This is a genomic window from Pannonibacter indicus (assembly GCF_001418225.1).
Lineage (GTDB): Bacteria > Pseudomonadota > Alphaproteobacteria > Rhizobiales > Stappiaceae > Pannonibacter > Pannonibacter indicus.
Genome location: NZ_LIPT01000003.1, coordinates 199,263 through 223,735, shown reverse-complemented (window position 1 = coordinate 223,735; position 24,473 = coordinate 199,263). Strand labels below are relative to the sequence as shown.

General features: G+C 61.8%; 24 protein-coding genes. 11 read left to right on the top strand and 13 right to left on the bottom strand.

All coding sequences use genetic code 11. The features are described from left to right. Positions 1-64: 64 nt before the first annotated feature. The 9 genes from ASC48_RS06855 to ASC48_RS06815 form a co-directional block, all read right to left on the bottom strand. On the bottom strand, positions 65-697 hold the full coding sequence (locus tag ASC48_RS06855; protein ID WP_055455027.1) for a CoA transferase subunit B: 633 nt from the start codon (positions 695-697) through the stop codon (positions 65-67). A gap of 14 nt (positions 698-711) precedes the next feature. Next, positions 712-1,407, bottom strand: coding sequence for a CoA transferase subunit A (locus ASC48_RS06850; protein ID WP_055455284.1), 696 nt, complete (start codon positions 1,405-1,407; stop codon positions 712-714). A gap of 216 nt (positions 1,408-1,623) precedes the next feature. Then, positions 1,624-2,772 (bottom strand): GNAT family N-acetyltransferase, encoded by a 1,149-nt coding sequence (locus ASC48_RS06845; protein ID WP_055455026.1) that lies wholly within the window; start codon positions 2,770-2,772, stop codon positions 1,624-1,626. Between the two features lie 121 nt (positions 2,773-2,893). Then, positions 2,894-3,694: a sulfite exporter TauE/SafE family protein gene (locus tag ASC48_RS06840; protein WP_055455025.1), complete on the bottom strand. Its 801-nt coding sequence runs from the start codon at positions 3,692-3,694 to the stop codon at positions 2,894-2,896. A 100-nt stretch (positions 3,695-3,794) separates the two neighbouring features. Next, the gene (locus ASC48_RS06835) at positions 3,795-4,619 is read right to left on the bottom strand and encodes an ABC transporter permease (protein ID WP_055455024.1); all 825 of its coding nucleotides are present in this window, start codon (positions 4,617-4,619) and stop codon (positions 3,795-3,797) included. After that, entirely contained in the window at positions 4,616-5,542 is a 927-nt protein-coding gene (locus ASC48_RS06830) for an ABC transporter permease subunit (protein ID WP_055455023.1), read from the bottom strand. Before ASC48_RS06830 ends, ASC48_RS06835 begins: the two co-directional genes overlap by 4 nt. Positions 5,543-5,624: 82 nt before the next feature. Beyond that, positions 5,625-6,782 carry an ABC transporter ATP-binding protein gene (locus ASC48_RS06825; RefSeq protein WP_055455022.1) on the bottom strand — a complete coding sequence of 386 codons (1,158 nt, stop codon included), beginning with the start codon at positions 6,780-6,782 and terminating at the stop codon, positions 5,625-5,627. A 100-nt stretch (positions 6,783-6,882) separates the two neighbouring features. Continuing rightward, positions 6,883-7,971: a polyamine ABC transporter substrate-binding protein gene (locus ASC48_RS06820; RefSeq protein WP_055455021.1), complete on the bottom strand. Its 1,089-nt coding sequence runs from the start codon at positions 7,969-7,971 to the stop codon at positions 6,883-6,885. Between the two features lie 204 nt (positions 7,972-8,175). Beyond that, a complete protein-coding gene (locus ASC48_RS06815) occupies positions 8,176-9,561 on the bottom strand; it encodes a glutamine synthetase family protein (protein ID WP_055455020.1) in 1,386 nt (461 codons plus the stop codon). A gap of 160 nt (positions 9,562-9,721) precedes the next feature. On the opposite strand from ASC48_RS06815, the gene ASC48_RS06810 reads away from it, so the two are divergent. The 4 genes from ASC48_RS06810 to ASC48_RS06795 all read left to right on the top strand — a co-directional run bounded on the left by ASC48_RS06810 (position 9,722) and on the right by ASC48_RS06795 (position 14,182). Further along, positions 9,722-10,474, top strand: a complete 753-nt coding sequence (locus ASC48_RS06810; RefSeq protein ID WP_082440016.1) for a GntR family transcriptional regulator — start codon at positions 9,722-9,724, stop codon at positions 10,472-10,474. Positions 10,475-10,647: 173 nt separating this feature from the next. After that, positions 10,648-12,057, top strand: a complete 1,410-nt coding sequence (locus ASC48_RS06805; protein WP_055455282.1) for a glutamine synthetase family protein — start codon at positions 10,648-10,650, stop codon at positions 12,055-12,057. A gap of 64 nt (positions 12,058-12,121) precedes the next feature. Beyond that, positions 12,122-13,519 carry an aspartate aminotransferase family protein gene (locus tag ASC48_RS06800; protein ID WP_055455019.1) on the top strand — a complete coding sequence of 466 codons (1,398 nt, stop codon included), beginning with the start codon at positions 12,122-12,124 and terminating at the stop codon, positions 13,517-13,519. A 252-nt stretch (positions 13,520-13,771) separates the two neighbouring features. Continuing rightward, a complete protein-coding gene (locus ASC48_RS06795) occupies positions 13,772-14,182 on the top strand; it encodes a BA14K family protein (protein WP_141658891.1) in 411 nt (136 codons plus the stop codon). Positions 14,183-14,408: 226 nt separating this feature from the next. On the opposite strand, the gene ASC48_RS06790 is transcribed toward ASC48_RS06795, so the two are convergent. Next, positions 14,409-14,870, bottom strand: coding sequence for a YaiI/YqxD family protein (locus tag ASC48_RS06790; RefSeq protein WP_055455018.1), 462 nt, complete (start codon positions 14,868-14,870; stop codon positions 14,409-14,411). Further along, positions 14,867-16,087: a BaiN/RdsA family NAD(P)/FAD-dependent oxidoreductase gene (locus ASC48_RS06785; protein ID WP_055455017.1), complete on the bottom strand. Its 1,221-nt coding sequence runs from the start codon at positions 16,085-16,087 to the stop codon at positions 14,867-14,869. Before ASC48_RS06785 ends, ASC48_RS06790 begins: the two co-directional genes overlap by 4 nt. Before the next feature lie 220 nt (positions 16,088-16,307). Here ASC48_RS06785 and ASC48_RS06780 point away from each other — a divergent pair, with 220 nt between their 5' ends. The 3 genes from ASC48_RS06780 (at position 16,308) to ASC48_RS06770 (ending at position 19,486) form a co-directional block, all read left to right on the top strand. Next, positions 16,308-17,630 (top strand): HD domain-containing phosphohydrolase, encoded by a 1,323-nt coding sequence (locus ASC48_RS06780; RefSeq protein WP_055455016.1) that lies wholly within the window; start codon positions 16,308-16,310, stop codon positions 17,628-17,630. A gap of 180 nt (positions 17,631-17,810) precedes the next feature. Continuing rightward, entirely contained in the window at positions 17,811-18,632 is an 822-nt protein-coding gene (locus tag ASC48_RS06775; protein WP_055455015.1) for a glycosyltransferase family 2 protein, read from the top strand. Then, positions 18,629-19,486, top strand: a complete 858-nt coding sequence (locus ASC48_RS06770) for a DUF6492 family protein (protein ID WP_055455014.1) — start codon at positions 18,629-18,631, stop codon at positions 19,484-19,486. Before ASC48_RS06775 ends, ASC48_RS06770 begins: the two co-directional genes overlap by 4 nt. 47 nt (positions 19,487-19,533) lie before the next feature. Here the strand turns inward: ASC48_RS06770 and ASC48_RS06765 are convergent, their stop codons facing one another. Next, on the bottom strand, positions 19,534-20,280 hold the full coding sequence (locus ASC48_RS06765) for a glycosyltransferase (protein ID WP_055455013.1): 747 nt from the start codon (positions 20,278-20,280) through the stop codon (positions 19,534-19,536). 455 nt (positions 20,281-20,735) lie between these two features. On the opposite strand from ASC48_RS06765, the gene ASC48_RS06760 reads away from it, so the two are divergent. Further along, positions 20,736-21,902 carry an acetyl-CoA acetyltransferase gene (locus ASC48_RS06760; protein WP_055455012.1) on the top strand — a complete coding sequence of 389 codons (1,167 nt, stop codon included), beginning with the start codon at positions 20,736-20,738 and terminating at the stop codon, positions 21,900-21,902. Between the two features lie 54 nt (positions 21,903-21,956). Here the strand turns inward: ASC48_RS06760 and ASC48_RS06755 are convergent, their stop codons facing one another. Further along, positions 21,957-22,271 carry a DMT family transporter gene (locus ASC48_RS06755; RefSeq protein ID WP_055455011.1) on the bottom strand — a complete coding sequence of 105 codons (315 nt, stop codon included), beginning with the start codon at positions 22,269-22,271 and terminating at the stop codon, positions 21,957-21,959. A gap of 304 nt (positions 22,272-22,575) precedes the next feature. Here ASC48_RS06755 and ASC48_RS06750 point away from each other — a divergent pair, with 304 nt between their 5' ends. Genes ASC48_RS06750 through ASC48_RS06740 form a run of 3 tightly spaced genes read left to right on the top strand, consistent with a single transcriptional unit; the run spans position 22,576 to position 24,372 of the window. After that, complete coding sequence (locus ASC48_RS06750) at positions 22,576-23,151, top strand: YceI family protein (RefSeq protein ID WP_055455010.1); 576 nt, start codon at positions 22,576-22,578, stop codon at positions 23,149-23,151. A gap of 60 nt (positions 23,152-23,211) precedes the next feature. Beyond that, positions 23,212-23,784: a cytochrome b gene (locus ASC48_RS06745; protein ID WP_055455009.1), complete on the top strand. Its 573-nt coding sequence runs from the start codon at positions 23,212-23,214 to the stop codon at positions 23,782-23,784. A gap of 33 nt (positions 23,785-23,817) precedes the next feature. Further along, positions 23,818-24,372 carry a YceI family protein gene (locus ASC48_RS06740; protein ID WP_072242562.1) on the top strand — a complete coding sequence of 185 codons (555 nt, stop codon included), beginning with the start codon at positions 23,818-23,820 and terminating at the stop codon, positions 24,370-24,372. Positions 24,373-24,473 lie beyond the last annotated feature (101 nt).

The following is a 24,473-nucleotide window of genomic DNA, read 5'->3' as shown; positions in this document are numbered from 1 at the left end:
AAAAGACGAAAGGGGGCAGCCACCGCTGCCCCCTTTATCTGTTTCCGGTCTGGTGCAGTCCGGGTCAGGCCGCAATCAGGCTGGCTTCTGTGGCAGCCTTGACCTCATCAAGGGTCACGCCGGAGGCCAGTTCCACCAGATGCAGGCCATCCTCTTTCACGTCAAAGACGCCAAGGTTGGTGATGATGCGGTCAACGCAGGCAACGCCGGTCAGCGGCAGGCTGCAGGACTTGAGCAGCTTGCTTTCGCCAGTCTTGGAGGTGTGGTCCATCAGCACGATGACGCGCTTGACGCCCGCCACCAGATCCATGGCGCCGCCCATGCCCTTGACCATCTTGCCGGGGATCATCCAGTTGGCCAGATCCCCCTTCTCCGACACTTCCATGGCGCCGAGGATCGACAGGTCGATATGGCCGCCGCGGATCATGCCAAAGCTGTCGGCGGAGGAGAAGTAGCTCGTGTGCGGCAGTTCCGTGATCGTCTGCTTGCCGGCGTTGATCAGGTCAGCATCGACCTCGTCATCCGTGGGGAACGGCCCCATGCCAAGCATACCGTTCTCCGACTGCAGGGTCACATGCACACCATCGGGAATGTAGTTCGAAACCAGCGTCGGGATGCCGATGCCGAGGTTGACGTAGAAGCCGTCTTCCAGTTCCTGCGCGGCCCTCTGGGCCATTTCTTCGCGAGTCCAGGCCATGTATCCAACTCCCCTCAGGCTGCACGCGTGGTGCGCTTTTCGATGCGCTTTTCAAAAGTGCCGGCGACGATGCGGTCCACGAAGATGCCGGGGGTGTGGATCTGGTCCGGATCCAGTTCGCCCACCTCGACGATCTGCTCGACCTCCACCACCGTCTTCCTGCCGGCTGTCGCCATCATCGGATTGAAGTTGCGCGCGGTCTTGCGGTAGATCAGGTTGCCTTCCTTGTCGGCCTTCCAGGCCTTGATGAGGGAAACATCGGCGATGAGGCCGGTTTCCAGAATGTAGGTCTCGCCGTTGAAGTCCTTGTGCTCCTTGCCCTCGGCAATCAGCGTGCCGACGCCGGTCTTAGTGTAGAAGCCGGGGATGCCCGCCCCGCCAGCACGGATGCGCTCGGCCAGGGTGCCCTGCGGGTTGAACTCCAGTTCCAGCTCACCATTGAGATACTGGCGCTCGAAGGTGGCATTCTCGCCCACATAGGAGGAGATCATCTTGCGGATCTGGCGGGTCTGCAGCAGCAGGCCAAGGCCGAAGTCATCCACGCCCGCATTGTTGGAAATGGCGGTGATGTCCTTCGTGCCGCTGTCGCGCAGCGCCGTGATGAGATTTTCCGGGATACCGCAGAGGCCGAAACCGCCGGCCATGATGGTCATTCCGTCAAACACAAGCCCCTCGAGGGCGGCCTTTGCGTTCGGGTACACCTTGTTCATCGTTGTCTCCTCAAATCCGGCCATGGCCCTCAAGCCCTGCCCGGCACAGCATGCGCGCGCTCGCGGCAGTCCTCCCGCAGCCCCGGCCGCACCGGACAGCCCGGTCCGGCCCTCTGGCCAGGTTGCAACGCAACAAGACTAAGATTTTCGGCAGGCGTCAACTGCCAGAAAGGTGGGAACGGCGTTTCAAACGCTTCAGGTCAAAAACTAAACGGTTCACTCTTCTGCCGCGGTCAGGAGGCGGCGCTCAGAACGCAGCCGCCGGGCGATGCGTTTCAGCCGGCGAAGAGCGAGATAGGCGCTGCCTGCCGCGGTAAGCGCCCGTTCGAAAGACAGCGTTTCGACAGGATCACCGCCGAAGCGCTGCTTGTAGAACTGGACGCCCGCGCCAAAGCACAGCTCGTTGTAGCCGGAGGCTTCCGCCCATTCGATCAGCTTGGCAAAGAGCACAAGCCCCGGCGAGAACCGGCGCCATTTCCCATCCCCCATGGAGATGAGCGTCGCGCTGACCATGCTGTTGTGGCACAGCACGCAGATGGCCCCTGCAATTTCACCATCCTGCGCCTGCAAGGCGAAGACCTCGACAGGCCCTTCCAACAGGTCATCGTAATAGCGCCCTTGCGAGGCGTCCTGCTCCAGCAGATTGGCCCAGCCCTTTTCCGCAAAGCGCTGCGCCCTCTGGCGGCGCAGTTCACGCAGGAAGGCAGCCTTCTGTGCAACGCCATCGGCCTGTACGAAACTTACACCCTCCGCCTGCAGCTTGCGGTACTTGCCCCGCGCCTCCTTGTAGACCGACCGCTTGCGCCAGCCGCCGGCGCCATAGCCGCCCTCAAGATCCAGAACATATGTCGGTTCGGCTTCCGGCTGGCGCAGCACATGAAACAGCGGGTTCGGAAAGCCGCTGATGCGCGGCGGCATCTTGGCAAAACGGATCAGATCCACATCCTGCAACGCTTCGTCGATCAAAGACCAGACGGCCCCGCCCTCAAAAGGCTGGAACGGCGCTTCGCTGGCAAGCACGGGAGCACAAAGATCGGCGAGGTCAAAATCCGGCATGCCGCCAATACGCAGCGGGCCGCGGCGGGTGACCATCAGCGGTACAAGCATCCGGGTACGGCCGGTCGCAGCATCGCGCACTTCCAGAAGGCGCATCTGGGCGCCCGCTGTTGCAGCGACATGGCGGTTGAGCGCATCAAGGACATCCGGCCGCTGGAATGCTGTTGCCACCGCATTGCCTGGCAGCGCGGCCCAGAGACGCCCAAGCAGCGGGCGCGACACCTCCTGGTGAAGTATGCCGCGGATGCCGCTGGCAGCCTCGACAGCCGCCGAACCCAGAACCTGCGGTTCCGCAGAAACGCTTTCCACCGGTGACTCCTGATACGCCAACACATGAAACAGGCCGGACCCGTAACAGGGGTCCAAGTGCGCGTCAGTCTAACGGGGAAATCTAAAGCAACCCTTCATGCGCAGGGCAGGACATAAAAGATCAATGACGCCACACCTTGACCGCCGAAATGAGAAGGATAGCTGCCAGGAGCGGCAGAAGGACATGATCAGGAATTATGCCGAGAAGCTGCGCTCCAGCAAATGTACCCAGAACCGAGCCCGCAGCCATGATCAGGACGAATTTTCCGTTCCGCCGTATAGCTGCGAAGCTCGCGTCCTGACTGTATCTCGAAAAACCGGCAAGCATTGTCGGCAGGCTCACTGCCAGTGACAGGCTCCCCGCCAGCTTGATGTCGGCACCGAAGAGAAGAACAAGAACAGGTATCAGCAGTTCGCCGCCGGCCACTCCGAGCAAAGAGGCCACCACTCCAATCAAAAAACCGGCGAGAACCCCTGCGACGATCTGCGCCTTTCCGGTCACTGCAGGCTCACCTGACACCACTCCATGGCCGAAAAGAAGAACCACCGCGATCAGGACCAGCATGATGGCGATGACCCGATAGAGGGTTTGCGAGCGCAGGCGTGTAGCCCAGCCCGCTCCGTACCATGCTCCCAGCAAACTGCCAGCCAGCAGGTTCAGCACAACGAACCAGTGGCTTATGACGAGGGAAAAAGGGACCGCTGCAGTCCGGAATGGCAATGCCGACGCCACGACAACAAGACTGATCGTCTTGTTGAGAATAACAGCCTCCAAGGCTGGAAAACGGAACAGGCCGATGAGCAATGGCAGCCGGAACTCGGCACCGCCAAGCCCGATGAGGCCACCAAGTGCACCTATACCGGTCCCTGCTCCGAACGATGCCGCAGAACTCCGCCGCCGCGCGCCTTCCTGCTCACTCATCGATATATTCCTTCGGCTATATTGCTCGAAGTTCTATAGGACGTCTTGCAGATAGTTTACAAGCGGCCAAAGCCCTGCCTCGGCTAAGTTGAATGGCAAGTCACCCCCCGGCCGCAATCGCCCGGCGCTGATCGCTCTCGCGTTGCAGCTGGCTGCGCCGCGTCAGGATCGATGTGGCGATGACGACAACCGTCACAATGCCCACAAGGATCGTACAGGCCGCGTTGATTTCCGGCGTCACGCCCAGACGCACTTGCGAATAGATCTTCATGGGTAGCGTCGTCGCGCCGGGGCCTGTGGTGAAGCTGGCGATCACCAGATCATCCAGCGACAGGGTGAAGGCCAGCATCCAGCCGGCAATGACGCCCGGCAGGATCAGCGGCAGGGTGATGACGAAGAAGGTGCGCGCGGGCGGGCAGCCGAGATCCTGCGCGGCTTCCTCCAGCGAACGGTCGAAGCCGACAAGGCGTGACTGCACCACCACCGCCACATAGCAGGCGGCGAACGTGGTGTGAGCCAGCATGATCGTCCAGAAGCCGCGCGCCTGATCAATAGCCACGAAGAGCAGCAGCAGCGACAGGCCAAGGATGACTTCCGGCATCACCAGCGGGGCGAAGATCATGCCCGAGAACAGGGTACGGCCCGGAAACCGGCCGAAGCGCACCAGAACCAGGGCTGCCAGCGTGCCGATAACGGTGGCCAGGGTGGCGGAGAGGAAGGCCACCCGCAAGGTGACGCCAGCTGCCTCCAGAAGCTGCTGATTGTTCATCAGCTCCACGTACCACTTGGTCGAAAACCCGCCCCACACGGTCACAAGACGCGACTCGTTGAAGGAAAAGACCACCAGAATGACGATCGGCAGGTAGAGGAAGGAGAACCCCAGTACCAGCGACGTGACGTTGAACCAGGAGGGACCGTTTTTCATGCCGCCTTCTCCGAAGCCTTCTGCTGCTGCCGCTGGAACAACACGATGGGAATGACCAGAATGAGCAGCAGCACCACCGCCACTGCGGAGGAAACCGGCCAGTCACGGTTGTTGAAGAACTCCAGCCACAGGGTCTTACCGATCATCAGCGTCTGCGAACCGCCGAGAAGATCGGGGATGACGAACTCACCGACAGCGGGAATGAACACCAGGAAACAGCCCGCAATGACACCGGGGATCGACAGCGGAAAGGTGATCGTCCAGAAGGCCTTCCACGGCGGGCAGCCCAGATCCTGCGCCGCCTCCAGCAGGCTCTCGTCCAGCTTTTCAAGGCTGGCATAAAGCGGCAGGACGAGGAACGGCAGATAGGAATAGACGATACCAATATAGACGGCCGTATTGGTGTTCAGGATCGACAAAGGCTGGTCGATGACGCCAACCCACAGCAGCAGCTGATTGAGCAGGCCTTCATTCTTCAGGATGCCGATCCAGGCGTAGACGCGGATCAGGAAAGAGGTCCAGAACGGCAGGATGACCAGCATCAGCAGGGTCGGCCGCCAGGATTTGGGGCTGCGGGCCATGCCATAGGCGATAGGGTAGCCCACCAGCAGCGTGATGAAGGTGGAAACCGCAGCAATGGTGACGCTCGACAGATAGGAGCGCCAGTAAAGATCATCCTCGATCAGCCAGACATAATTTTCAAAGCTGAGTTCGGAGAAGGCCTCCTTGAAGCCGTCCCAGCCGGCCGACCAGTCGAACACAGGCGCATAAGGCGGGATCGAGACCGCGACATGCGACAGCGAGATCTTGAAGACAATGAAGAAGGGAACGAGGAAGAACAGCATCAGCCAGGCATAGGGAATGCTGATGACCAGCCATTTCCCCAGCTTGCCCTTGAGTTTCCCAAGACCGGTTTCTTCCATCGTCCCCGTCCCTTCCAAGAAGCCGCCTGCAGAGGGCAGCAGGATCTGCGGCGCGTGACGCCCGGCACCCCGTGCGTCAGCCTCAGTGTGTGAGGATCACCCCTGCGTCCCGTCCCCAGGACAGGACCACCTTGTCATCCCAGCCGATCGGCCGTTCGACGAGACGGGTGCGGTTGGTCACGGTCGAGCGCATGGTCATGCCCTCTCCGGCGCGCGAGTGATAGACGGACATGTCGCCCAGATAGGCGATGTCCCAGACCTCCGCACCCACCTTGTTGACCCCGCCCGGCTCCTGCGTGCCGTGTTCGATAGTGATCTTTTCGGGACGGACCGCATACCAGACAGTCTCCCCGACGGCAGCGCTGGTGTCCTGCAGCGTATCGATGAGGAAGCCACCATGATCTCCGCTCACCGACAGCTTCGTTCCGCCTTCGCCGCGCTCGGTAACAGTGGCCTCGATCAGATTGATGTCGCCGATGAAATCGGCCACGAAGCGGCTGTTCGGCGTTTCATAGATCTCGGCCGGAGTTGCCACCTGAATGATCTCGCCCGCATCCATGACGGCGATACGGTCAGCCATGGTCATGGCCTCTTCCTGATCATGCGTGACGACCAGGAAAGTCATTTTCAGCTCTTCCTGAAGAGCCATCAGCTCGAACTGGGTTTCCTCGCGCAGCTTGCGGTCCAGCGCACCCAGCGGCTCGTCCAGCAGCAGCACCTTGGGCCGCTTGGCGAGTGAGCGGGCCAGAGCCACGCGCTGGCGCTGGCCGCCGGAAAGCTGGTGCGGCTTGCGCTTGCCGAATTTCTCCAGCTTGGTCAGGCGCAGCATTTCGGCCACGCGCGCCTCGATGTGCGCCTTGGCCATGCCGTCCTGCTTCAGGCCGAAGGCGATATTGGCCTCGACGCTCATATGCGGGAACAGCGCATAGGACTGGAACATCATGTTGACAGGGCGGCGGTAGGGCGGCACGCCGGACAGGTTCTGGCCATCCAGGAGGATCTCGCCCTCGGTCGGCGTTTCAAAGCCGGCCAGCATGCGCATCATCGTCGTCTTGCCGCAGCCGGACCCGCCGAGCAGGGCGAAGAACTCGCGCTCATAAATCTTGAGGCTGAGGTTATCGACGGCGGTAAAATCACCGAAGCGCTTGGTGACATTGCGGAATTCGATGAAAGGGACCGACTGGGGATTTTCCCAGGGTGCAAAGGACCGCCGCACCGGTCCGATCGGTTTCTTGGCCAAATTCCACCCCCAACGCTACCGGAAAATGTCCGGCGTCCCACCCCTTGGGATGCCTGGTCAGAAGCCCGGCGCAGCCAATGCTGCGCCGGGCCAGAGACTGTCAGCGGCCGCTCTTGACCTTGGTCCAGACACGGTTCTGAATGCGGCTGATCTGCGCATTCTTGGTCGACACGGTGTAGAGCTTCTTGATCGTCTCTTCATCCGGGTAGATCGCGCTATCTTCGAGGACATCCTTGTTCAGCAGCGGCTGGCTGTCCTTGTTGCCGTTGGCATAGAACACATAGTTCGAGGCCTTGGCGATCACCTCAGGCCGCATGATGTAGTTCAGGAACTCGTGCGCCTCGGCGACGTTCTTGGCATCCGAGGGGATAGCCATGTTGTCGAACCACATCAGCGCACCTTCCTTCGGGATGGAGTACTCGACGGTGACGCCGTTGTTGGCTTCTGCCGCACGGTCACGCGCCTGCAGGATGTCGCCTGACCAGCCGACCGCCATGCAGGCATCGCCATTGGCGAGCGCGTTGATATACTCCGACGAATGGAACTTGGTGATATAAGGCTTGATCGTCGCAAGCAGTTCGCCGGCCTTTTCAATGTCCTCGGCACTGTCGCTGTCCGGGTTGAGGCCCAGATAGTTCAGGGCGGCGGGGATCATTTCTTCAGGCGTATCGAGCATGAAGATACCGCAATCAGCGAACTTGGAGATCACTTCCGGCTTGAACACCATGTCCCAGCTGCCGGTCGGAGCGTCCGGCATGCGTTCCTTGATCTTGTCGACGTTGTAGCCGATGCCGGTGGTGCCCCACATGTAATTGATGGCGTATTCGTTGCCCGGATCATATTTGGTCAGGCGCTCGGAAATTTCCGGCCACATGTGCACGAGGTTCGGCAGCTTCGACTTGTCGAGCTTCTGGAACACGCCGGCCTGGATCTGACGGCCGAGGAAGGTGCCCGTCGGGACCACGATGTCGTAGCCGGTGCCGCCTGCCAGCAGCTTGGTCTCAAGCGTTTCGTTGCTGTCAAAGACGTCATAGACCACGCGGATGCCGGTTTCCTGGGTGAAGTCGGCCAGGATCGATTCGTCGATATAATCCGACCAGTTGTAGACATTCACCACGCGCTGCTGGGCTGCTGCGGAGCCCGCCACAAGCGCGGCGGCCGCGACACCCGAAAGAATGGCCTTCAACATCTGTTCCGTCTCCACTGATTGCAGCGGGCCTGCGCCCGGTTTTCTCACATAGCCGCCGTGCCGGAGGCGAGGCCGCGACCGGCCAGCGTCTATGCCATTGCCATTGAGACTAGAAGCGAAATCTCAAAGGCTCAACAGCTTGATAGGCTCCGGACGATCATTTTTGCGGCACACATCCGCCTTCCCTTTCAGCACGGTTGCACGTCACAAATATGTCTGCCGCTCCAGGCTGGAAATCTCGCGGCCAAAGGCATTGAGTTCCTCCCGCTTGATGTCGGTCAGAACCTTGTGCATGTGGTGGCCCACTGCCTCCTTCATCCGGGCAGAGGCTTCAAAGGCGTCGATCGCCTCGTCCATCCACGGCGTCAGGCGCTTGTAGCCTTTCTCATAGGCATTGCCCTCGACCGGCGGGGGCGGCATGACACCGGCACTGATGCCGTCCAGCATGCCGGAAATGACGCCGGTCAGCACCAGATAGGGGTTGGCATCGGCGCCCGCGATCCTGTGCTCGATGCGGGAGGCCGCCGGCTTGCTGGCCGGAACGCGCAGGGCCACCGAGCGGTTGTCATAGCCCCAGCAGATCGATGTGGGCGCATAGGAGCCCGGCTGCATGCGGCGGAAGCCGTTGAAGGTCGAAATATAAAGCAGCAGCGACTGGGGCATGGTGTCGAGCAGACCGGCGATGGCGTGCTGGAGGCGCGTCTCCCCTTCCACAGGATCGGCAAAGATATTGCCCAGTTCGTTCTCCAGCGACACGTGCACATGCATGCCGTTGCCGGGCCAGTCCACGAAGGGCTTGGCCATGAAGGAGGCCTTGAGATTGTGCTTGCGGGCAACGCCCGCCACGAGCCGGCGCAGGAGAACAGCATCGTCGGCCGCCATCAGCGCATCGCGCCGGTGGTGCAGGTTGAGCTCGAACTGGCCGGGAGCCGCTTCGGACACTGCCGCATCGGCCGGAATGTCCTGCATTTCCGCCCCGCGCCGGATTTCATCCACCAGCGTCATCAGCGATTCAAGATCCGACAGGGCATACATGTTCTGCCGGGCCGGGCCGAGATGGGTGGCAAAGACCGGCTTGGGCGGGCCGCTCCAGTCGCCTTCGCTCTCCTCAAAGAGATAGAATTCCAGCTCGAAGGCCGCCGTTGCCGACAGGCCATGGCTGGCGAGTTTGCCGTTCATCCGGTCCAGCACATGGCGCGGATCAATGAGGAAGGGTTTACCCTCCCGGTCATACATGTGCATCAGCACCTGCGCCGTCTTGCGGGCGGTCCAGGGCACCAGCGTCAGCGTGCGGGCAATCGGCCAGCACACGCCATCCATATCGCCCGTCTCGATGTGAAGGCCGGTCTCCTCCACCTCACGCCCCCAGACGTCAACGCCAAACAGCGCGAAGGGCAGCGCAACGCCTTCCTCGAACACCTTGCGGATCGCCGTGCCGGGCAGCCACTTGCCGCGCAGCACTCCGTTGGTGTCCGGCAGGATCACCTCGAAAGTGTCGATATCCGGATGCTCAGCCAGAAAGCGCTCCAGCACCTCCTCCCAACCCTCATCCTCCGGGCGCACCCAGGTCTGGCGGGGAATCGTATGCATGATGGCTCTCCTTCCGGCGTCAGCGGTGTCCGTCCGGCCTTGTGGCCCGTAGTTGCACCGTGAGGCAAATTGTGATCACGTTGCAGGAAGGCTGTCAAGCGCATCTGCCCAAGCGGCAAGCATGCCTGCCAGAAATGCAAGATCGAAAGGATCAGCCACAGTGGCAAAGACCGGAGCTTCGAACGAGCCCCCGCCAGCGGGCGCGGCAGCACAACGCCGCCAGGACAAGGACCTGGAAAAAAGCGCAGAGCGCGGTGTGGCGCGCGGCCATGTGGACCGCAGCATCCGCCACGCCTTGATCACGGGACGTTTCATCCCCGGCAAGGCCGTGACCTTGCGCGGCCTGGCCGCCGAACTGGGCGTCAGCCCCATGCCGGTGCGCGAGGTAATCCAGCGGCTGGCCGCCGAAAACGCCCTGTCGATTCGCGCGAGCGGCCGGGTGCAGGTGCCAGACATGACCTCCGAGCGCTTTGACGAGATCCTGCGCGCCCGCCTGCTGCTGGAGCCGGAACTGGCCCGCCGCGCCCTTCCCGCCCTCGGCAAGGCCGACACAAAGGAGCTTGAAGACATCGACAACCGCATGGATGTCAGCATCGCCAGCGGCGACGCGGAAGGCTACATGCGGCTCAACCACGCCTTCCACTTCCGCATCTATTCCGCCGCCCGCTCCACGGTGCTGCTGCCTTTGGTGGAGAGCCTCTGGCTGCAGTTCGCGCCCTTCATGCGCACCGTCTATGGGCGCCTTGGCACGGCCGTTCTGGTGGACCATCACAAGGAGGCCATAGCTGCCATCCGCCAGCGCAAGGACGAGGCACTCGCCGCCGCCATTGCTGCAGACATCCAGGATGGCATGGACTTCATCGAACAGGCCCAGGGACGTACCGGCCGACCGGCCCGAACAGAAAACAGTTGACCGCACGCATTTTGTGATCACAAAATCAGGAAAACTGGACGGACGAGGATGCAGCTCATCAACCGGCAAGAGGAACCGGGAAACTGCATCTGCTTGACGGAACGCCATCCGGGCGCAAGATGCCTGCGCCCGGCGTTGCAATGCGGCATGCGCCAATCCGGGCTGACACCGATATGCAGGAGCCCAGCGTGAGCAAGAAGAAGAAAGCCCAGCCCGTGACGAGCCCGCGCGGCGTGGCGGATATGGCGGCGGCCCAGACCTGGCTTGCCGAGCGTGGCATCGAAGACATCGAATGCATTGCCCCGGACCTTGCCGGCGTTGCCCGCGGCAAGATGATGCCGACGGAGAAGTTCCTCTCCGGCCCGGTCATGACCATGCCGTCCTCGATCTTCGCCCAGACGATTTCCGGCGACTATCCGGAGGATGACGACCGTTTCCAGCACAATCCGATCGACGGCGACCTCTATTTCCGTCCCGACTATTCGACGCTGACCACCGTTCCGTGGGAGACCGACCCGACGGCGCAGCTGATCCATGACGCCTATACCCGTGACGGCATTCCGGTAGAGACGGCTCCGCGCAACGTGCTCAAGCGCGTGCTCGGCCTTTATGAGGAAAAGGGCTGGCAGCCGGTGATCGCGCCGGAAATCGAGTTCTATCTGGTGCGGCCCAACACCGATCCCGATTATCCGCTGGAGCCGCCAACCGGCCGCTCGGGCCGCCCGGAGGCAGGCCGCCAGTCCTATTCCATCTCGGCGCTGAACGAATTCGACGATCTCATTGACGATATCTATGACCTGTCCGAGAAGCAGGGGCTGGAGATCGACACGCTGATCCACGAGGAAGGCGCGGCGCAGATGGAGATCAACCTGCGCCATGGCCATCCGCTGGAACTGGCCGATCAGGTGTTCCTGTTCAAGCGCACCATCCGCGAAGCAGCGCTGCGGCATGACATGTATGCCACCTTCATGGCCAAGCCCATGTCGAACCAGCCGGGCTCTGCCATGCACATCCATCAGTCCGTGACGGACATGGAAACCGGCCGCAACATCTTCTCCAACGAGGATGGAGAGGCGACACGCGAGTTCCTTTCCTTCATTGCCGGCCACCAGCAGTACCTGCCGAACGTCACCTGCCTGATGGCCCCTTACGTGAACTCCTACCGCCGCTTCTCCCGCAACACGGCGGCGCCGGTCAACGTTTACTGGGGCTACGACAACCGCACGGTCGGTCTGCGCGTGCCCTATTCCAAGCCCGATGCCCGCCGCCTTGAAAACCGGGTGCCCGGCTCGGACGCCAATCCTTATCTTGCCATCGCCGCTTCGCTCGCCTGCGGCTATCTCGGCATCGAGGGCAGGCTGCAGCCGGACGAGCCGCGCATGTCCGATGCCAGCAACATCCAGCATTCCCTGCCGCGCGGCCTGATCGAGGCCGTGGCGCTGTTCGAGGAATGCGAGGAACTGACCGAGGTCTTCGGCGAGAAGTTCGTCGCCACCTACCGGGCGATCAAGCAGGAGGAGTTCGAAACCTTCATGTCCGTGATCAGCCCCTGGGAGCGGGAATACCTCCTGCTCAATGTCTGAAATCCCGCCGGGCAAGGGCGCAACTCCAGCCCCTGCCCGGCCTTAACGCCCGACGGAGCCTGAAATGAACGGTGTATCCAACCGCTATCCGACCGCAGAGCTGCGTGCCCTTGATGCGGCACATCATTTCCATCCCTTCACGGATACGCTCCAGCTCAATGCGGAAGGCAGCCGGGTGATCACCAATGCCAAGGGCGTGTGGCTGACCGATTCAGAAGGCAACCGCATTCTGGACGGCATGGCGGGCCTGTGGTGCGCCCAGATCGGCCATGGCCGCGAGGAAGTGGCCGAGGCGGTATACAAGCAGATGCTGGAACTGCCCTATTACAACACCTTCTTCAAGACGACCCATCCGCCGGTCATTGCCCTCTCCGAGAAGCTGGCGGAGATCTCCCCGCCGCAGTTCAACCGCACCTTCTTCTGCTCGTCCGGTTCCGAGGCCAACGACACCGTGTTCCGCATGGTCCGCTTCTACTGGGACCAGATGGGCAAGCCCGAGAAGAAGGTGATCATCGGCCGCTGGAACGGCTATCACGGCTCGACGCTGGCCGGTACCAGCCTTGGCGGCATGAAGGCGATGCACGAGCAGGGCGATCTGCCGGTGCCGGGCGTGCGCCACATCGGCCAGCCCTACTGGTTCGGCGAAGGCGGCGACATGTCACCGGAGGACTTCGGCATCGCCGCCGCCCGGCAGCTGGAGCGCGCCATCGACGAGATCGGCGAGGACAAGGTGGCTGCCTTCATCGCCGAGCCCATCCAGGGCGCAGGCGGCGTCATCATTCCGCCATCGACCTACTGGCCGGAAATCTCCCGCATCCTCAAGGAACGCGACATTCTCTTCGTCGCCGACGAGGTGATCTGCGGCTTTGGCCGCCTCGGTACCTGGTTCGGGTCGGAGTACTTCGGCCTCGAGCCGGATCTGATGCCCATCGCCAAGGGCCTGACCTCCGGCTACCTGCCCATGGGCGGCGTGCTGGTGTCGGACAAGGTGGCAGAAGGCGTCATCGGCAAGGGCGGCGAGTTCTATCACGGCTACACCTACTCCGGTCACCCGGCCTGCGCGGCTGCGGCTCTGGTCAATCTTGAGATCATCCAGCGCGAGAAGCTGGTGGAGCGGGTGGCCAATGACATCGGCCCCTATCTGCAGGCCCGCTGGCGCGCGCTTGGCGATCATCCCCTCGTCGGCGAAGCCCGCATGACCGGCCTTGTCGGCGCGCTGGAACTGGTGCCGGAAAAGGGCAACCGCAAGAAGGCATTTGCCGATACGGGCACCGTCGGCACCTTGTGCCGCGACATTTCCTTCGGCAACGGTTTGATCATGCGTGCCGTGCGCGACAGCATGATCATCTCCCCGCCGCTGGTCATCAGCCACGACGAGGCCGACCAGCTCGTCGCCCTCGCCCGCAAGACGCTGGACGACACCTGGGCCGAGCTGAAGCGTCAGGGCAAGGTCGCCGCCTGAAAACGGCTGACGCCGCAAGATCGCATGGTCCCCCGCAAGGCCGCCGCCCTGCGGGGGATTTTGCATTCAGGGCACATTTCCCAGCACGCCCATCTCCTGCCACAAACCTGTTGAACCTTACGATTCTGTAACGTGACCGCCATCACAGTGGAACAACACGGCTCCGGCTACGTTGTCACCATGAACTCAAGGCAGCACTGCCAGTCTGGCCCGGCCAGCAAGGCAGAATGTTCCGGAGAAGGAGGCTTCGCCATGTTGAACCGGGCTACCAGAATAGCGTCAGCGTCGCTTCTGTCGGCAGCCGTCGTGCTTGCAGCCGTGTCTACGGCGGAGGCAGGCCGCCGCCATCACCACCGTCACCACGGTCATGGCTGGGAAACAGGGGCTGCCATTGTCGGCGGGCTTGCTGCCGGGGCGCTCATTGGCTCTGCCCTGTCTGCGCCGCGCTATCCTGCACCGGTCTACGTGGCCCCGCCGCCGCCACCGGTCTACCATCACCGTCCGGCGCCCCGCGTCTATTACCAGCAGCCGGCACCGGTCCATTACCGTCCAGCGCCCTGGAGCCCGGCCTGGTATCAGTACTGCTCGTCGCGCTACCGTTCGTTTGATCCGAGAACCGGCTATTTCCGCAGCTATTCGGGCCGCTACGTTTTCTGCCAGTAGGCATCGTTGTTTTCAGCAGACCTTTGGCCTGGACGCTGCGCCGTCCCGGCACCGGTCATTTTGACTTCAAATTTCGAAAAGGGTGGCCTTATTGCAGGCCCTCTGCGCCGTCAGGAGGCGTCAGAACCGGCTTCCGGTTTGCCCAGAACACTGTCTGGCAAGCTCCCGCCAGCCAATCAGCCCCCGTCCTTCAGGACGGGGGCTTTTTTTCAATGCGCCATGCCTTTCAGGGCTGGCCACCCGGTGCTGCTCTCAAGGCGCCGCGCACGGCGCTTTCCAGCGCCTGAAGAAAGCGGGACCGGTCCTGGCGGGAGAAGGACGGGCCGCTTTCCCGGATCTCGCCAATCTCGCGCAGATGCGTTCTCAGGTCCCGCATGGCCAGCGCAAGGCCCACATCCCGGAACGGCTTGCCCGAAGGACCGAGCACGCTGGCTCCCGCCTTCACACAGCGGGCTGCCAGCGGCACGTCTGCCGTCACCACAACATCACCGGGCGCTGCACGCTCCGCGATCCAGTCGTCAGCCACGTCCAGCCCCTCGGACACGACCACCCGCTGCACCAGTTCGCTCTCCGGCAGACGCATGAAGGCGTTGGAGACAAAGATCATCCGCAGGCCATGCCGTTCCCCAACGCGTACTACTTCTTCCTTCACCGGGCAGGCATCCGCATCGATGTAGATGACCGTCATGCAGAAGCCTTTCCGGCAGCCAGATAAGCCAGAATGCCATCGGCCGCCGCCATGCCCGTCGCAAAACAGGCCTGAAGCAGATAGCCGCCGGTGGGCGCTTCCCAATCGAGCATTTCACCGGCCGCAAAGACGCCTGGACGCTGGCGCAGCATCAGGCCGTCATTCAGCGCCTCCAGCCGGATGCCGCCAGCCGTCGAAATCGCCCGCTCCATGCCGCTGGTGCCCGTCAGCTTCAGCTGCACCTGCTTGATGGCGGCGGCAAGCGCCTCTGGCGAACCATCCTGAGGCGTGAGGGATTCCCGCAGGAGCGCCACTTCCACGGGCAACAGCCCCGCGGACTTGCGCAGGAAGGTGGAAAGCGACTGCTTGGCCCGCGGCCTTGACAGGCGGCTGGCGAGCGTTGCCACGTCCATGTCCGGGCGCATGTCGATGGAGAGCACAGCCTCCCCTTCGCTGGCGATCGCCTCACGCAGGAGGGCGGACAGGGCATAGACAGCGCCCCCCTCGATGCCCGTGCGGCTGATCATCGCCTCCCCGCGCTGGCGGATATCTCCATGGGCCAGTTCGATACGCTTCAGCGGCTGCCCGGCAAAACGCTCCGCAAAGAACGGTGACCAGTTGCACAGGAAGCCGCAGTTGGACGGGCGCAGCGGCGTGACCTCGACACCCCAGCCTTCCAGCACAGAGAGCCAGTCCCCGCGCGAGCCAAGGCGGGGCCAGCTGCCACCGCCCAGCGCCAGAAGCGTGGCACGGGCCGGTAGAGCTACCAGCGAACCGTCCTGAGCGCGGAAGAGATTCCGGCCTTCAGCGTCCTGCCCCTCCCAGGTCTGACGCATACGGAATGTGACGCCCTGCTTCTCCAGCCGTGCGAGCCAGGCACGCAGCAGCGGCGAGGCCTTCATTGCCTTCGGAAACACACGGCCGCTGGAGCCTACAAAGGTTTCCTGCCCCAGATCTTCGGCAAAGCGGCGCAGCGCCTGAGGGTCAAACCGGCGGATCAAAGGCTCAAGAAAGGGACGGCCGCTGCCGTAGCGTTCCAGAAAAATCCCGATGTCTTCGGAATGGGTCAGGTTCAGCCCGCCCCGCCCGGCCAGCAAAAACTTGCGCGCAGGTGAGGCCATACGGTCGAGGATCATTACTTTATGCCCGGCCGCCGAAAGCTTATCCGCAGCCGCCAAACCCGCAGGGCCCGACCCTACGATTGCCACATCCGTCATTTTACCAATTTATCCTGATTTTTCGAACCAAAACCTTGCGGGACAGGACAGGTTTACGAAAAAGATTCACTTTTCCCTTTGGTTACCTTTAAAAATTTGCAGCAAACAGGGGTTTATTAGCAATTAAGGCTGCTTGCTGATGTCAGGAGCACGATCGGCGGGAATCAGCCTGGAGCGCAACCCCTCCGGAGCTCCTGCCCGGCGTATTGGAGATTGGAGCATGGCGGAGACACAGAAGCTTATTCTTGTTGTCGATGCGGACGTCAAGGTGCTGACGGCATTTCAGCAATTGCTTGGCAGCAAGTTCCAGATCGTTACGGCCCGCAGCGCCGTCGAGGCGGTCGCCTGGATCGAGCGCAACCCGTCTGTCGCCGTCGTCATTTCCAGCCTCAACCTGCCGGACATGAACGGTGTCGAATTCCTCAAGTCCGTAACCGATATCGCGCCTGTAGCTGCCCGCATCATGCTCACGGCAGACAGGTCGCTGGAGGCCGCCCGCCGCGCCGTGAACGAAGCAAACGTTCTCATGTATCTCCTCAAGCCCTGTCCGGCAGATGAGATCGAGAACGCCATCCGCTCCGGCCTTGCCTACCACAACCGGGTCATGAAGGAGAAAACGCTTCTGGAAAAAACACTCTCCGGTTCCGTGAAGCTTCTGATCGACATGCTGGCCCTGTTCCACACGGACGCCTTCCGCAAGACGACCGTCATTCGCCAGCAGGCGCTGAAGGTGGCCAAGGCACTGGGGTTGAAGAAGGTCTGGGAATTGGAAATGGCGGTCATGTTCTCGCCTCTCGGCGAGGCCCTGCTGCCACGGGAAATCCTGTCCCGCTACCGCTCGGCGAAGACACTGACAGATCCCCAGCGCGAATTGCTGGCCCGTGCCCCGGAACAGAGCCGGGATCTTTTACGCAACATTCCGCAGTTCGAGCGGATTGCCGAGGTGCTGTATTATTCGGGCAGAGGCTTTGACGGCTCGGGCTTTCCCACGGATGGTCCGACCGGCAAGGACATCCCGCTGCATTCGCGCATTTTGAAGATCCTGATAGACCTGTGGTACGCCAGCCCCGACACCGGTGTTGATCTGGCAGCCTTCGAAGCGTTGAACATCAACCGGCGGCAATATGATCCTGCGCTGCTGAAGGTGGTGAGAGCCTGTCTTCTGGACGCGGATCAGTCCATGATGGAACGCTTCCAGACCGTCGCCTGCCATATCCGCGCGCTTCGTCCCGGTGACATTCTCATCGACGACATCATCACCGACGGCAGCCATGAACTGGTTCTGTCCCGCGGGCACCAGCTGACGGAAACGACCATCAAGCGCCTGTCGCAGTTCGACCGGCTGACCGGCCTGCGCCAGCCCATCCGCGTGCGGCGGCAGGAAGTTCTGTTCACCGCACCGGCCGACCAGAGCTTGCCCCCGCCTGCAGACAGCAGCAAATCCCCGGCTCAGGGGCATGGGTCAGAACAGATGCATACGCAAATGGACAACTCAAGGCAGCAGCAGACGGCAGGCGTTGTAACTGCAGACATCATCGACTGAGAAACCGGCGGCCCGTACGCAGGCGGAAACAAGCATCCACGATGAGGTATTGAGGACCGGAGTGAATTCGGTCATAGGATACGTCTGCCCCAGCGTGGAGCAAATCGATGCCGGAGGCGGTGACGCTGCTCTCCCCTGTCTGGCACCTCCCGGTTTCGGGCAAACATGATGACAAGTTAAATGAACGCTGCCATTTCCACGGACGATACCCGGCCCGCCCTGTCCTGCTTCATCCGGACTAAAAACGAAGAACGCATGATCGGTGCGGTCATTACGGCCGCCTTTGCCGTGGCGCGTGAGGTGGTGATCATCGACAGCGGCTCGACCGACAGGACCGTTGAAATCGCCGAAAGCCTCGGTGCCCGGATCATTCACCAGCCCTGGCTGGGCAACGGCTTCCAGAAGCGGGTTGGCGAGCAGGCCTGCACTTATGACATGGTGCTGGACATCGACGCAGACGAAATCGTCAGCCCTGAACTGGCACAGGAAATTGCCGCAGAACTGTCCAGCGGCAATCCTGCTCCGGTCTATGCGCCCAAGCTCGTGACCGTGCCGCCAACGGGGACGCCATGGCATAGTCACGCCATCGTCTACCGCAACAAGCTATATGACCGGCGTGTGGTACAGGCGCCTGCCCACGCTGCGTGGGACCAGTTCGATGTGCCAAAATCCATCGCGCCGCGCCGCCTGAAGGGCGCGCTCTATCATTATGCCTTCCGCGACCTGACGCATGTCATCGAAAAACTCAACCGTGTCAGCCTGGTTCGCGCCCGCGAGGGAAACAGGCGCAGCCGTGGTGCCGCAGGCCTGCGGGTGATCTTCGCCCTGCCGGTCTACTTCCTGAAGCATTATCTGCAGCGCGGGTACTACAAGGCCGGCATCTACGGTTTTTCCATGGCCCTGACATACGCTTTTGGCCGCTGGATGCGGGACGCGAAGACCTATGAGGATCACCTCGTCGCCAGAGCGCGCAAGTCTGAGGACAAGACAGCGGGATCATGAACCAGAGCGCATTTCTCCGGCGGTTCCGCCGTTTACGGCACAACCTGTGCAACTATGTGCTGATCTGGTTCCTGAGAGGCGACAAGCCTTCTGCCTTTTCCAGCACGCTGCTGATCCCCTTGCACGAGAAGGATATCCCCTTCTTCCGCGAGCATATCGGCACGACGCTGCAGAACCTCGCGCAACCCATTGAGGAATTGGTTCTGGTCGGCACGGCGAAGGCCTGTGCAGAGCTGGAGGGCTTTGCAGTGGAAGGCTGCCCGGTGCGCATCATTCCCGAAGAGCAGGTGCTTCCGGCAGGCTTTTCCGCGCAGGGCTTCACCGACAGCAAGGGCAAGAAGCGCAGCGGCTGGATTACCCAGCAGATCATCAAGCTCAGCTGGCCATCCTACATCCCTTCAGAAAGCTGCATCGTTCTGGATGCGGACACCTTCATCAACCGTCCGGCCAGCTATATCAGCGCCGAAGGACACTACTGGCTGTTCACGGCCGACGATGAAAACCACGGCTGGAACAGTTTTGTTGAAAAGGCCCTCGGCCGCCCGAAACAGTTTCCCTGGTCACTGGTGGCGCACACCATGATCTTCCGGCGCGGAGCGATGGAAGCCCTCAGGAGCCACATCGAGCAGCGCTTCGGCCAGCCATGGCTAGAGGCCCTTCAGTCACTTGTGACGGACCGGGCAGACCACTTCTCGGAGTACGAGCTTTACGGCACTTTCGTGAGCGAGCATCAGGACTTCGGCTACCGGCACCGCTACTTCTACAACGTGAAGCGGACCAAGAAGGGCAACTTCCTGAAAGGCATGCGCCTGCGCCTGTCGCGCTTCATCTCCAATCACGTGAGGACGGACTAAGCCTGCGCTGCGGTCTGAAACTTCAGCGCAGGCCAAAGAACCCTGGCTCAGAACGGGTCCTTGCGCAGGCCTGCGTAATAGAGCTTCTTGCGGATCGAGCGCATCAGCTTGCCAAACTTGCTCTTCGGCCGGGGCGGCATGGTCGGATCGGTGACATTGCGCTTCTGGCCGATATGGCGCGCAACGCCGGGCAGCAGATAGGCGACACGCCGGCCGCTCTTCTTGATCTCGGCAGACATCTGGTCGTGAAGATTGCGCGCGAAGGGCGCATATTCCTCGTAGAGGGCCTTGGTGATCAGGCCCGGATTGCTGGACCAGCCATGGAACTCGGGATGGGCATTCCCGTGCATCACACGGAAGTCCGCGCCGGCCACGGTCAGCGGATCGGACTTCTGACGGTACTTTTCCTTGATCTCGTCAAATGCCCGCACCAACACGTTGGAAATAAGCGGATTGGTCTCCAGCGCCTCGATCGCAGCTTCCCAGTTGACCGGGCCATCGAATTGCCAGTCATCTTCCAGATGGAAGATATAGGGCGTTGTGGCCGTCGAATAGAGCCTGTCGATGGAGGCCATCAGGCCCATGCGCTCGGGGCTGGAGATGACCTCCGCCCAAGGATAGGTCCGGCGCACTTCATCGATGATGGCGTCGTCCCGGGAATCCTCATGGATCAGAAAGGTACCGCCCGTGTTGAACCGGCGGAAGGATGCAAGCGTCTCGGCCAGCAGATCCAGCCGCCCGCAGCTGGTGACGCAGATCGTGACAGTTCCGGGAATTTCGACCGCAGCAGTCATCGGATTCGCCAGCCTCACTTGCGCGCAGAAGGAACGCGCCGCCGGGGCTTGCGCAAAGCCATCACCGGGACGCAGTCAGGCCGCAGATACCATTTGGTCACAGTGCTGGCAACCGGTCTGGCTTGCCACGAGCCTTACGAATAAAAAGGCCGGACCCGTCAGGGCCCGGCCTCAAAACTTCCGGCAACAATTTAAGTAATTTTTACGTGTGGAATGACGCTCTTATCGGTTTTTTTGATGACAGGCGTATGACCTGGGGAACAGTCAGATACATTTTCCGCCCACGACCGGTTTCTGACGGTGCCGGCACTCCCCCAAACAGACGAGGCAAAACCCGCTGGCCATGCGGCGCGGGACCGGCATATGTTACGTTAAAGTCAATTGAGGCTTTGTCCCGTGACAGGATAAGGACATCCGCAGCCCGGAGCTGCCGGATGCCAGTGGAGGATCCCGGAATGACAGCGGCAATCGTTGGATGGGCGCATCTGCCTTTTGGGCGGCACGCGGAGGAAACCGTCGAGAGCATGATCGTCAAGGTGGCAGTTGATGCCATCAGCGACGCCGGGCTTGAGCCGAAGGATATTGGCGAGATCTACCTCGGCCACTTCAACGCGGGCTTCTCCCCGCAGGATTTCACCGCCTCGCTGGTGCTGCAGGCAGACCCTGCCCTGCGCTTCACCCCGGCAACCCGCGTCGAGAACGCCTGCGCCACAGGCTCTGCCGCCGTGCATCAGGGCGTGCGCGCCGTCAGCTCGGGCGCGGCCCGTTTCGTGCTTGTGGTGGGCGTCGAACAGATGACCACGACGCCGGGGCCGGAAATCGGCCGCAACCTGCTGAAGGCCTCCTATCTGCCGGAAGAAGGTAACATTCCCGCAGGCTTTGCCGGTGTCTTCGGCAAGATCGCCGAGACCTATTTCCAGCGCCACGGCGACCAGTCGGACGCACTCGCCCGCATTGCCGCCAAGAACCACAAGAACGGCGTCAACAACCCTTACGCCCAGATGCGCAAGGACCTAGGCTACGAGTTCTGCCGCACGGAAGGCGAGAAGAACCCCTTCGTGGCGGGCCCGCTGAAGCGCACGGACTGCTCGCTCGTATCGGACGGCGCGGCCGCGCTGGTGCTGACGGATACGGCCACAGCACTCGGCATGAAAAAGGCCGTCGCCTTCCGCTCGCTCGCCCATGTGCAGGATTATCTGCCCATGTCGAAGCGCGACATCCTGAAGTTCGATGGCTGCCGCCATGCCTGGGGGCAGGCCCTGACTCAGGCGCGGATGGGTCTGGAGGATCTTTCCTTCGTCGAAACCCATGACTGCTTCACCATCGCCGAGCTGATCGAATACGAAGCCATGGGGCTTGCGCCGGAAGGCCAGGGCGCGCGTGCCATCCTTGAAGGCTGGACCGAAATGGACGGCAAGCTGCCGGTCAACCCGTCCGGCGGCCTGAAGGCCAAGGGCCATCCGATTGGCGCCACGGGCGTGTCCATGCATGTCCTCACGGCCATGCAGCTGACCGGGGAAGCCGGTGGCATTCAGGTGAAGAATGCGGAAGTCGGCGGCATCTTCAACATGGGCGGCGCTGCGGTCGCCAATTATGTATCGATCCTGCAGGCGCTGAAGTGATTTGAAGTTGCCTTTGGGCCGGGCTTGGCAGTCCGGCCCGGAGGCTTCCCTACGTTACGAAGATACCTTCATCAGCACGATGCCGCTGATGATGAGAAGCGCGGCCGTCACACGCGCGGGCGAGATCACCTCTCCCAGCATGACGACGCCGAGCACAAAGGCCCCGGCCGCGCCAATGCCGGTCCAGATGGTGTAGGCCGTGCCAAGCGGCAGATCGCGCATGGCCAGCGCCAGCAGGGCGAATGAGCCGATCATGCTGACAATCATGACGAGGGTTGGAAGAGGCCGGGTGAAGCCGTCTGACAGCTTCATCGCAAAGGCCCAGACGACTTCGAGAATTCCGGCAGATAGCAGATAGATCCAGGACATGATGACCTCGTTGCGGGCCGTCCCGGAATGCTGGAACCCATGAGCGGGTGAAGAGGCCGTCCTCTGTTGCCCCATATGGGACCGGGAGAGAAACGGGTCAAGCTGCCATTTTTCCGCTTGAAAAATGTGATTTCATGGACGATCAATTGATCAACAATATTTTACCTGCCCACGCTTCGATTTGATCACTGTTCATTCATCAGAAACGGTGCGTCAAGTTGTGCAGTGCGGAAAAATCATTACATAGTCCCTTGGGCTGCGACAAAGCGCCCTGTTCAGACACTTTTCTGTCCGGAGATTTCTGATGATCCGTCTTGCCGCCTCTGCCCTTGCTCTCGGCCTGCTGACTGCGCCGGTTCTGGCCGCCCCTGTGGCCTATGAATTCGACAAGAGCCATTCCAACCTCTCGTTCTCCTACAATCACCTTGGCTATTCCACCACCGACGGCCGTTTCGGCACCTGGGATGCCAAGCTGATGATCGATGCCGATCAGCCGGAGAATTCCTCGATCGAGATGACGATCGACACCAACAGCCTCGACACCTTCTGGGCCGAGCGTGACACCCACTTCAAGAGCGCCGATTTCTTCGACGTCGCCCAGTTCCCGGAAGCCACCTTCAAGAGCACCAAGGTGACCAAGACCGGTGACAAGACCCTGAAGATCGACGGCGACCTGACCATCAAGGGCATCACCAAGCCGGCCACGCTGGACGTGACCGTGACCGCCATGGGCGAACACCCGATGGAAAAGAAGCCGTGGGTTGGCTTTGCCGCCACCACCACCATCAAGCGTTCGGACTTCGGCATGGACATGTACACCCCGTATGTGGGTGACGACGTGTCCATCGTGCTGCACGCTGAAGCCGCTATCGCTCAGTAAGCATTGAAAACGCGGGGCGGTGACGTGCCGTCCCGCGCGCATGCTGCAGGGAGAATTTCCATGATACGCAACAGCACCGCAGGCTACGGCTGGGTGGCCATTGCATTCCACTGGACCATGGCCGTGCTCATCATCGGCATGATCGGTCTGGGGCTCTACATGGATGACCTGCCGATGTCCGATCCTTCGACCTTCGCCATTTTCCAGCTGCACAAGTCCATCGGCTTCGTGGTGCTCGCCCTTGCCGTGCTGCGGCTTGTCTGGCGGTTCATGAACCCCACCCCGGCCCTGCCGGACAGCATGGCGGCCTGGGAAAAGGCTGCCGCGCATCTTGGCCACATCGGGCTCTATGCGCTGATCCTCGCCATTCCGCTGAGCGGCTGGCTGATGGTATCCGCGTCACCCTGGAACATCCCGACCATTCTCTTCAACACCGTGCCTGTGCCGCATCTGCCGGTGCCTGCCGCCCTTGGCACCAAGGAAGAGGCCGAAGGCCTGTTCAAGGCCCTGCACAGCCTGTTTGCCTGGGCGCTCGTCGCTCTGCTCGCCGCCCATATCGGCGCGGCCCTCAAGCATCATTTCATCGCCCGGGATGGTGTGCTGAAGCGCATCCTCCACCCGGTCAAAGGCTGAGCCCTCCTCGCCCCTGTTTCCATGGAGTTTCCCATGCGCAAGACTTTTGCAGCCGCCTTCACCGCCGCCAGCCTGATCCTCGCGTCCGGCGCGGCATATGCTGCCGAATGGACAGTAGACCCGGCCAAGAGCAGCATCGGTTTCACTGTCGAACAGGGCGGCGCGCCGGTCTCTGGCAGCTTCGGCAGCTGGACCGCGAAAATCGATTTCGATCCGGAGAATGTCTCCGCCGCGAAGATCGAGGCCACCATTGCCACCGGCAGCGCCCAGATGGCCAATGCCCAGTTTGCCGGCATGCTGCCGGGCGCGGACTGGCTGGCCACGGAAGCCTTCCCGGAAGCCCGCTTCACCTCCACCTCCGTCACGGCCAAGGGCGGCAACGCCTATGAGGCGGAAGGCACCCTGTCGCTGCGCGGCGAGGAAAAGCCGGTAACGCTGGCCTTCACCCTCGACATCACCGGCGGCACCGCCGTTGCCAAGGGCACGGCCACCCTGTCGCGCAGCGCCTATGGCATCGGCGCCAGTGTCGGACAGGACAATCTGAAGGACGCCGTCGCGGTCACAATCGACCTCACCGCCACGCGCTGAGCCTCATCCAAAATTGCGATGCGTGAAGGGGCCGGGGCGCTTGTTGCCACCGGCCCTTTTGCCGTAAAGAAGAGCCAGCCAAAGACAGAGCTGCCCGGAGC

Bases quoted from the DNA above. Each gene is read 5' to 3' on its own strand.
- ASC48_RS06815 (WP_055455020.1), bottom strand. From the start codon at position 9,561: ATGCATACGATTCCCCGCCAGACCTGGGTGCGCCCGGAGGATGAGGGT.
- ASC48_RS06820 (WP_055455021.1), bottom strand. From the start codon at position 7,971: ATGTTGAAGGCCATTCTTTCGGGTGTCGCGGCCGCCGCGCTTGTGGCG.
- ASC48_RS06745 (WP_055455009.1), top strand. From the start codon at position 23,212: ATGATACGCAACAGCACCGCAGGCTACGGCTGGGTGGCCATTGCATTC.
- ASC48_RS06830 (WP_055455023.1), bottom strand. From the start codon at position 5,542: ATGGAAGAAACCGGTCTTGGGAAACTCAAGGGCAAGCTGGGGAAATGG.
- ASC48_RS06770 (WP_055455014.1), top strand. From the start codon at position 18,629: ATGAACCAGAGCGCATTTCTCCGGCGGTTCCGCCGTTTACGGCACAAC.
- ASC48_RS06790 (WP_055455018.1), bottom strand. From the start codon at position 14,870: ATGACGGTCATCTACATCGATGCGGATGCCTGCCCGGTGAAGGAAGAA.
- ASC48_RS06795 (WP_141658891.1), top strand. From the start codon at position 13,772: ATGTTGAACCGGGCTACCAGAATAGCGTCAGCGTCGCTTCTGTCGGCA.
- ASC48_RS06765 (WP_055455013.1), bottom strand. From the start codon at position 20,280: ATGACTGCTGCGGTCGAAATTCCCGGAACTGTCACGATCTGCGTCACC.
- ASC48_RS06750 (WP_055455010.1), top strand. From the start codon at position 22,576: ATGATCCGTCTTGCCGCCTCTGCCCTTGCTCTCGGCCTGCTGACTGCG.
- ASC48_RS06800 (WP_055455019.1), top strand. From the start codon at position 12,122: ATGAACGGTGTATCCAACCGCTATCCGACCGCAGAGCTGCGTGCCCTT.
- ASC48_RS06840 (WP_055455025.1), bottom strand. From the start codon at position 3,694: ATGAGTGAGCAGGAAGGCGCGCGGCGGCGGAGTTCTGCGGCATCGTTC.
- ASC48_RS06740 (WP_072242562.1), top strand. From the start codon at position 23,818: ATGCGCAAGACTTTTGCAGCCGCCTTCACCGCCGCCAGCCTGATCCTC.
- ASC48_RS06855 (WP_055455027.1), bottom strand. From the start codon at position 697: ATGGCCTGGACTCGCGAAGAAATGGCCCAGAGGGCCGCGCAGGAACTG.
- ASC48_RS06785 (WP_055455017.1), bottom strand. From the start codon at position 16,087: ATGACGGATGTGGCAATCGTAGGGTCGGGCCCTGCGGGTTTGGCGGCT.
- ASC48_RS06755 (WP_055455011.1), bottom strand. From the start codon at position 22,271: ATGTCCTGGATCTATCTGCTATCTGCCGGAATTCTCGAAGTCGTCTGG.
- ASC48_RS06850 (WP_055455284.1), bottom strand. From the start codon at position 1,407: ATGAACAAGGTGTACCCGAACGCAAAGGCCGCCCTCGAGGGGCTTGTG.
- ASC48_RS06760 (WP_055455012.1), top strand. From the start codon at position 20,736: ATGACAGCGGCAATCGTTGGATGGGCGCATCTGCCTTTTGGGCGGCAC.
- ASC48_RS06835 (WP_055455024.1), bottom strand. From the start codon at position 4,619: ATGAAAAACGGTCCCTCCTGGTTCAACGTCACGTCGCTGGTACTGGGG.
- ASC48_RS06805 (WP_055455282.1), top strand. From the start codon at position 10,648: ATGCAGGAGCCCAGCGTGAGCAAGAAGAAGAAAGCCCAGCCCGTGACG.
- ASC48_RS06775 (WP_055455015.1), top strand. From the start codon at position 17,811: ATGAACGCTGCCATTTCCACGGACGATACCCGGCCCGCCCTGTCCTGC.
- ASC48_RS06780 (WP_055455016.1), top strand. From the start codon at position 16,308: ATGGCGGAGACACAGAAGCTTATTCTTGTTGTCGATGCGGACGTCAAG.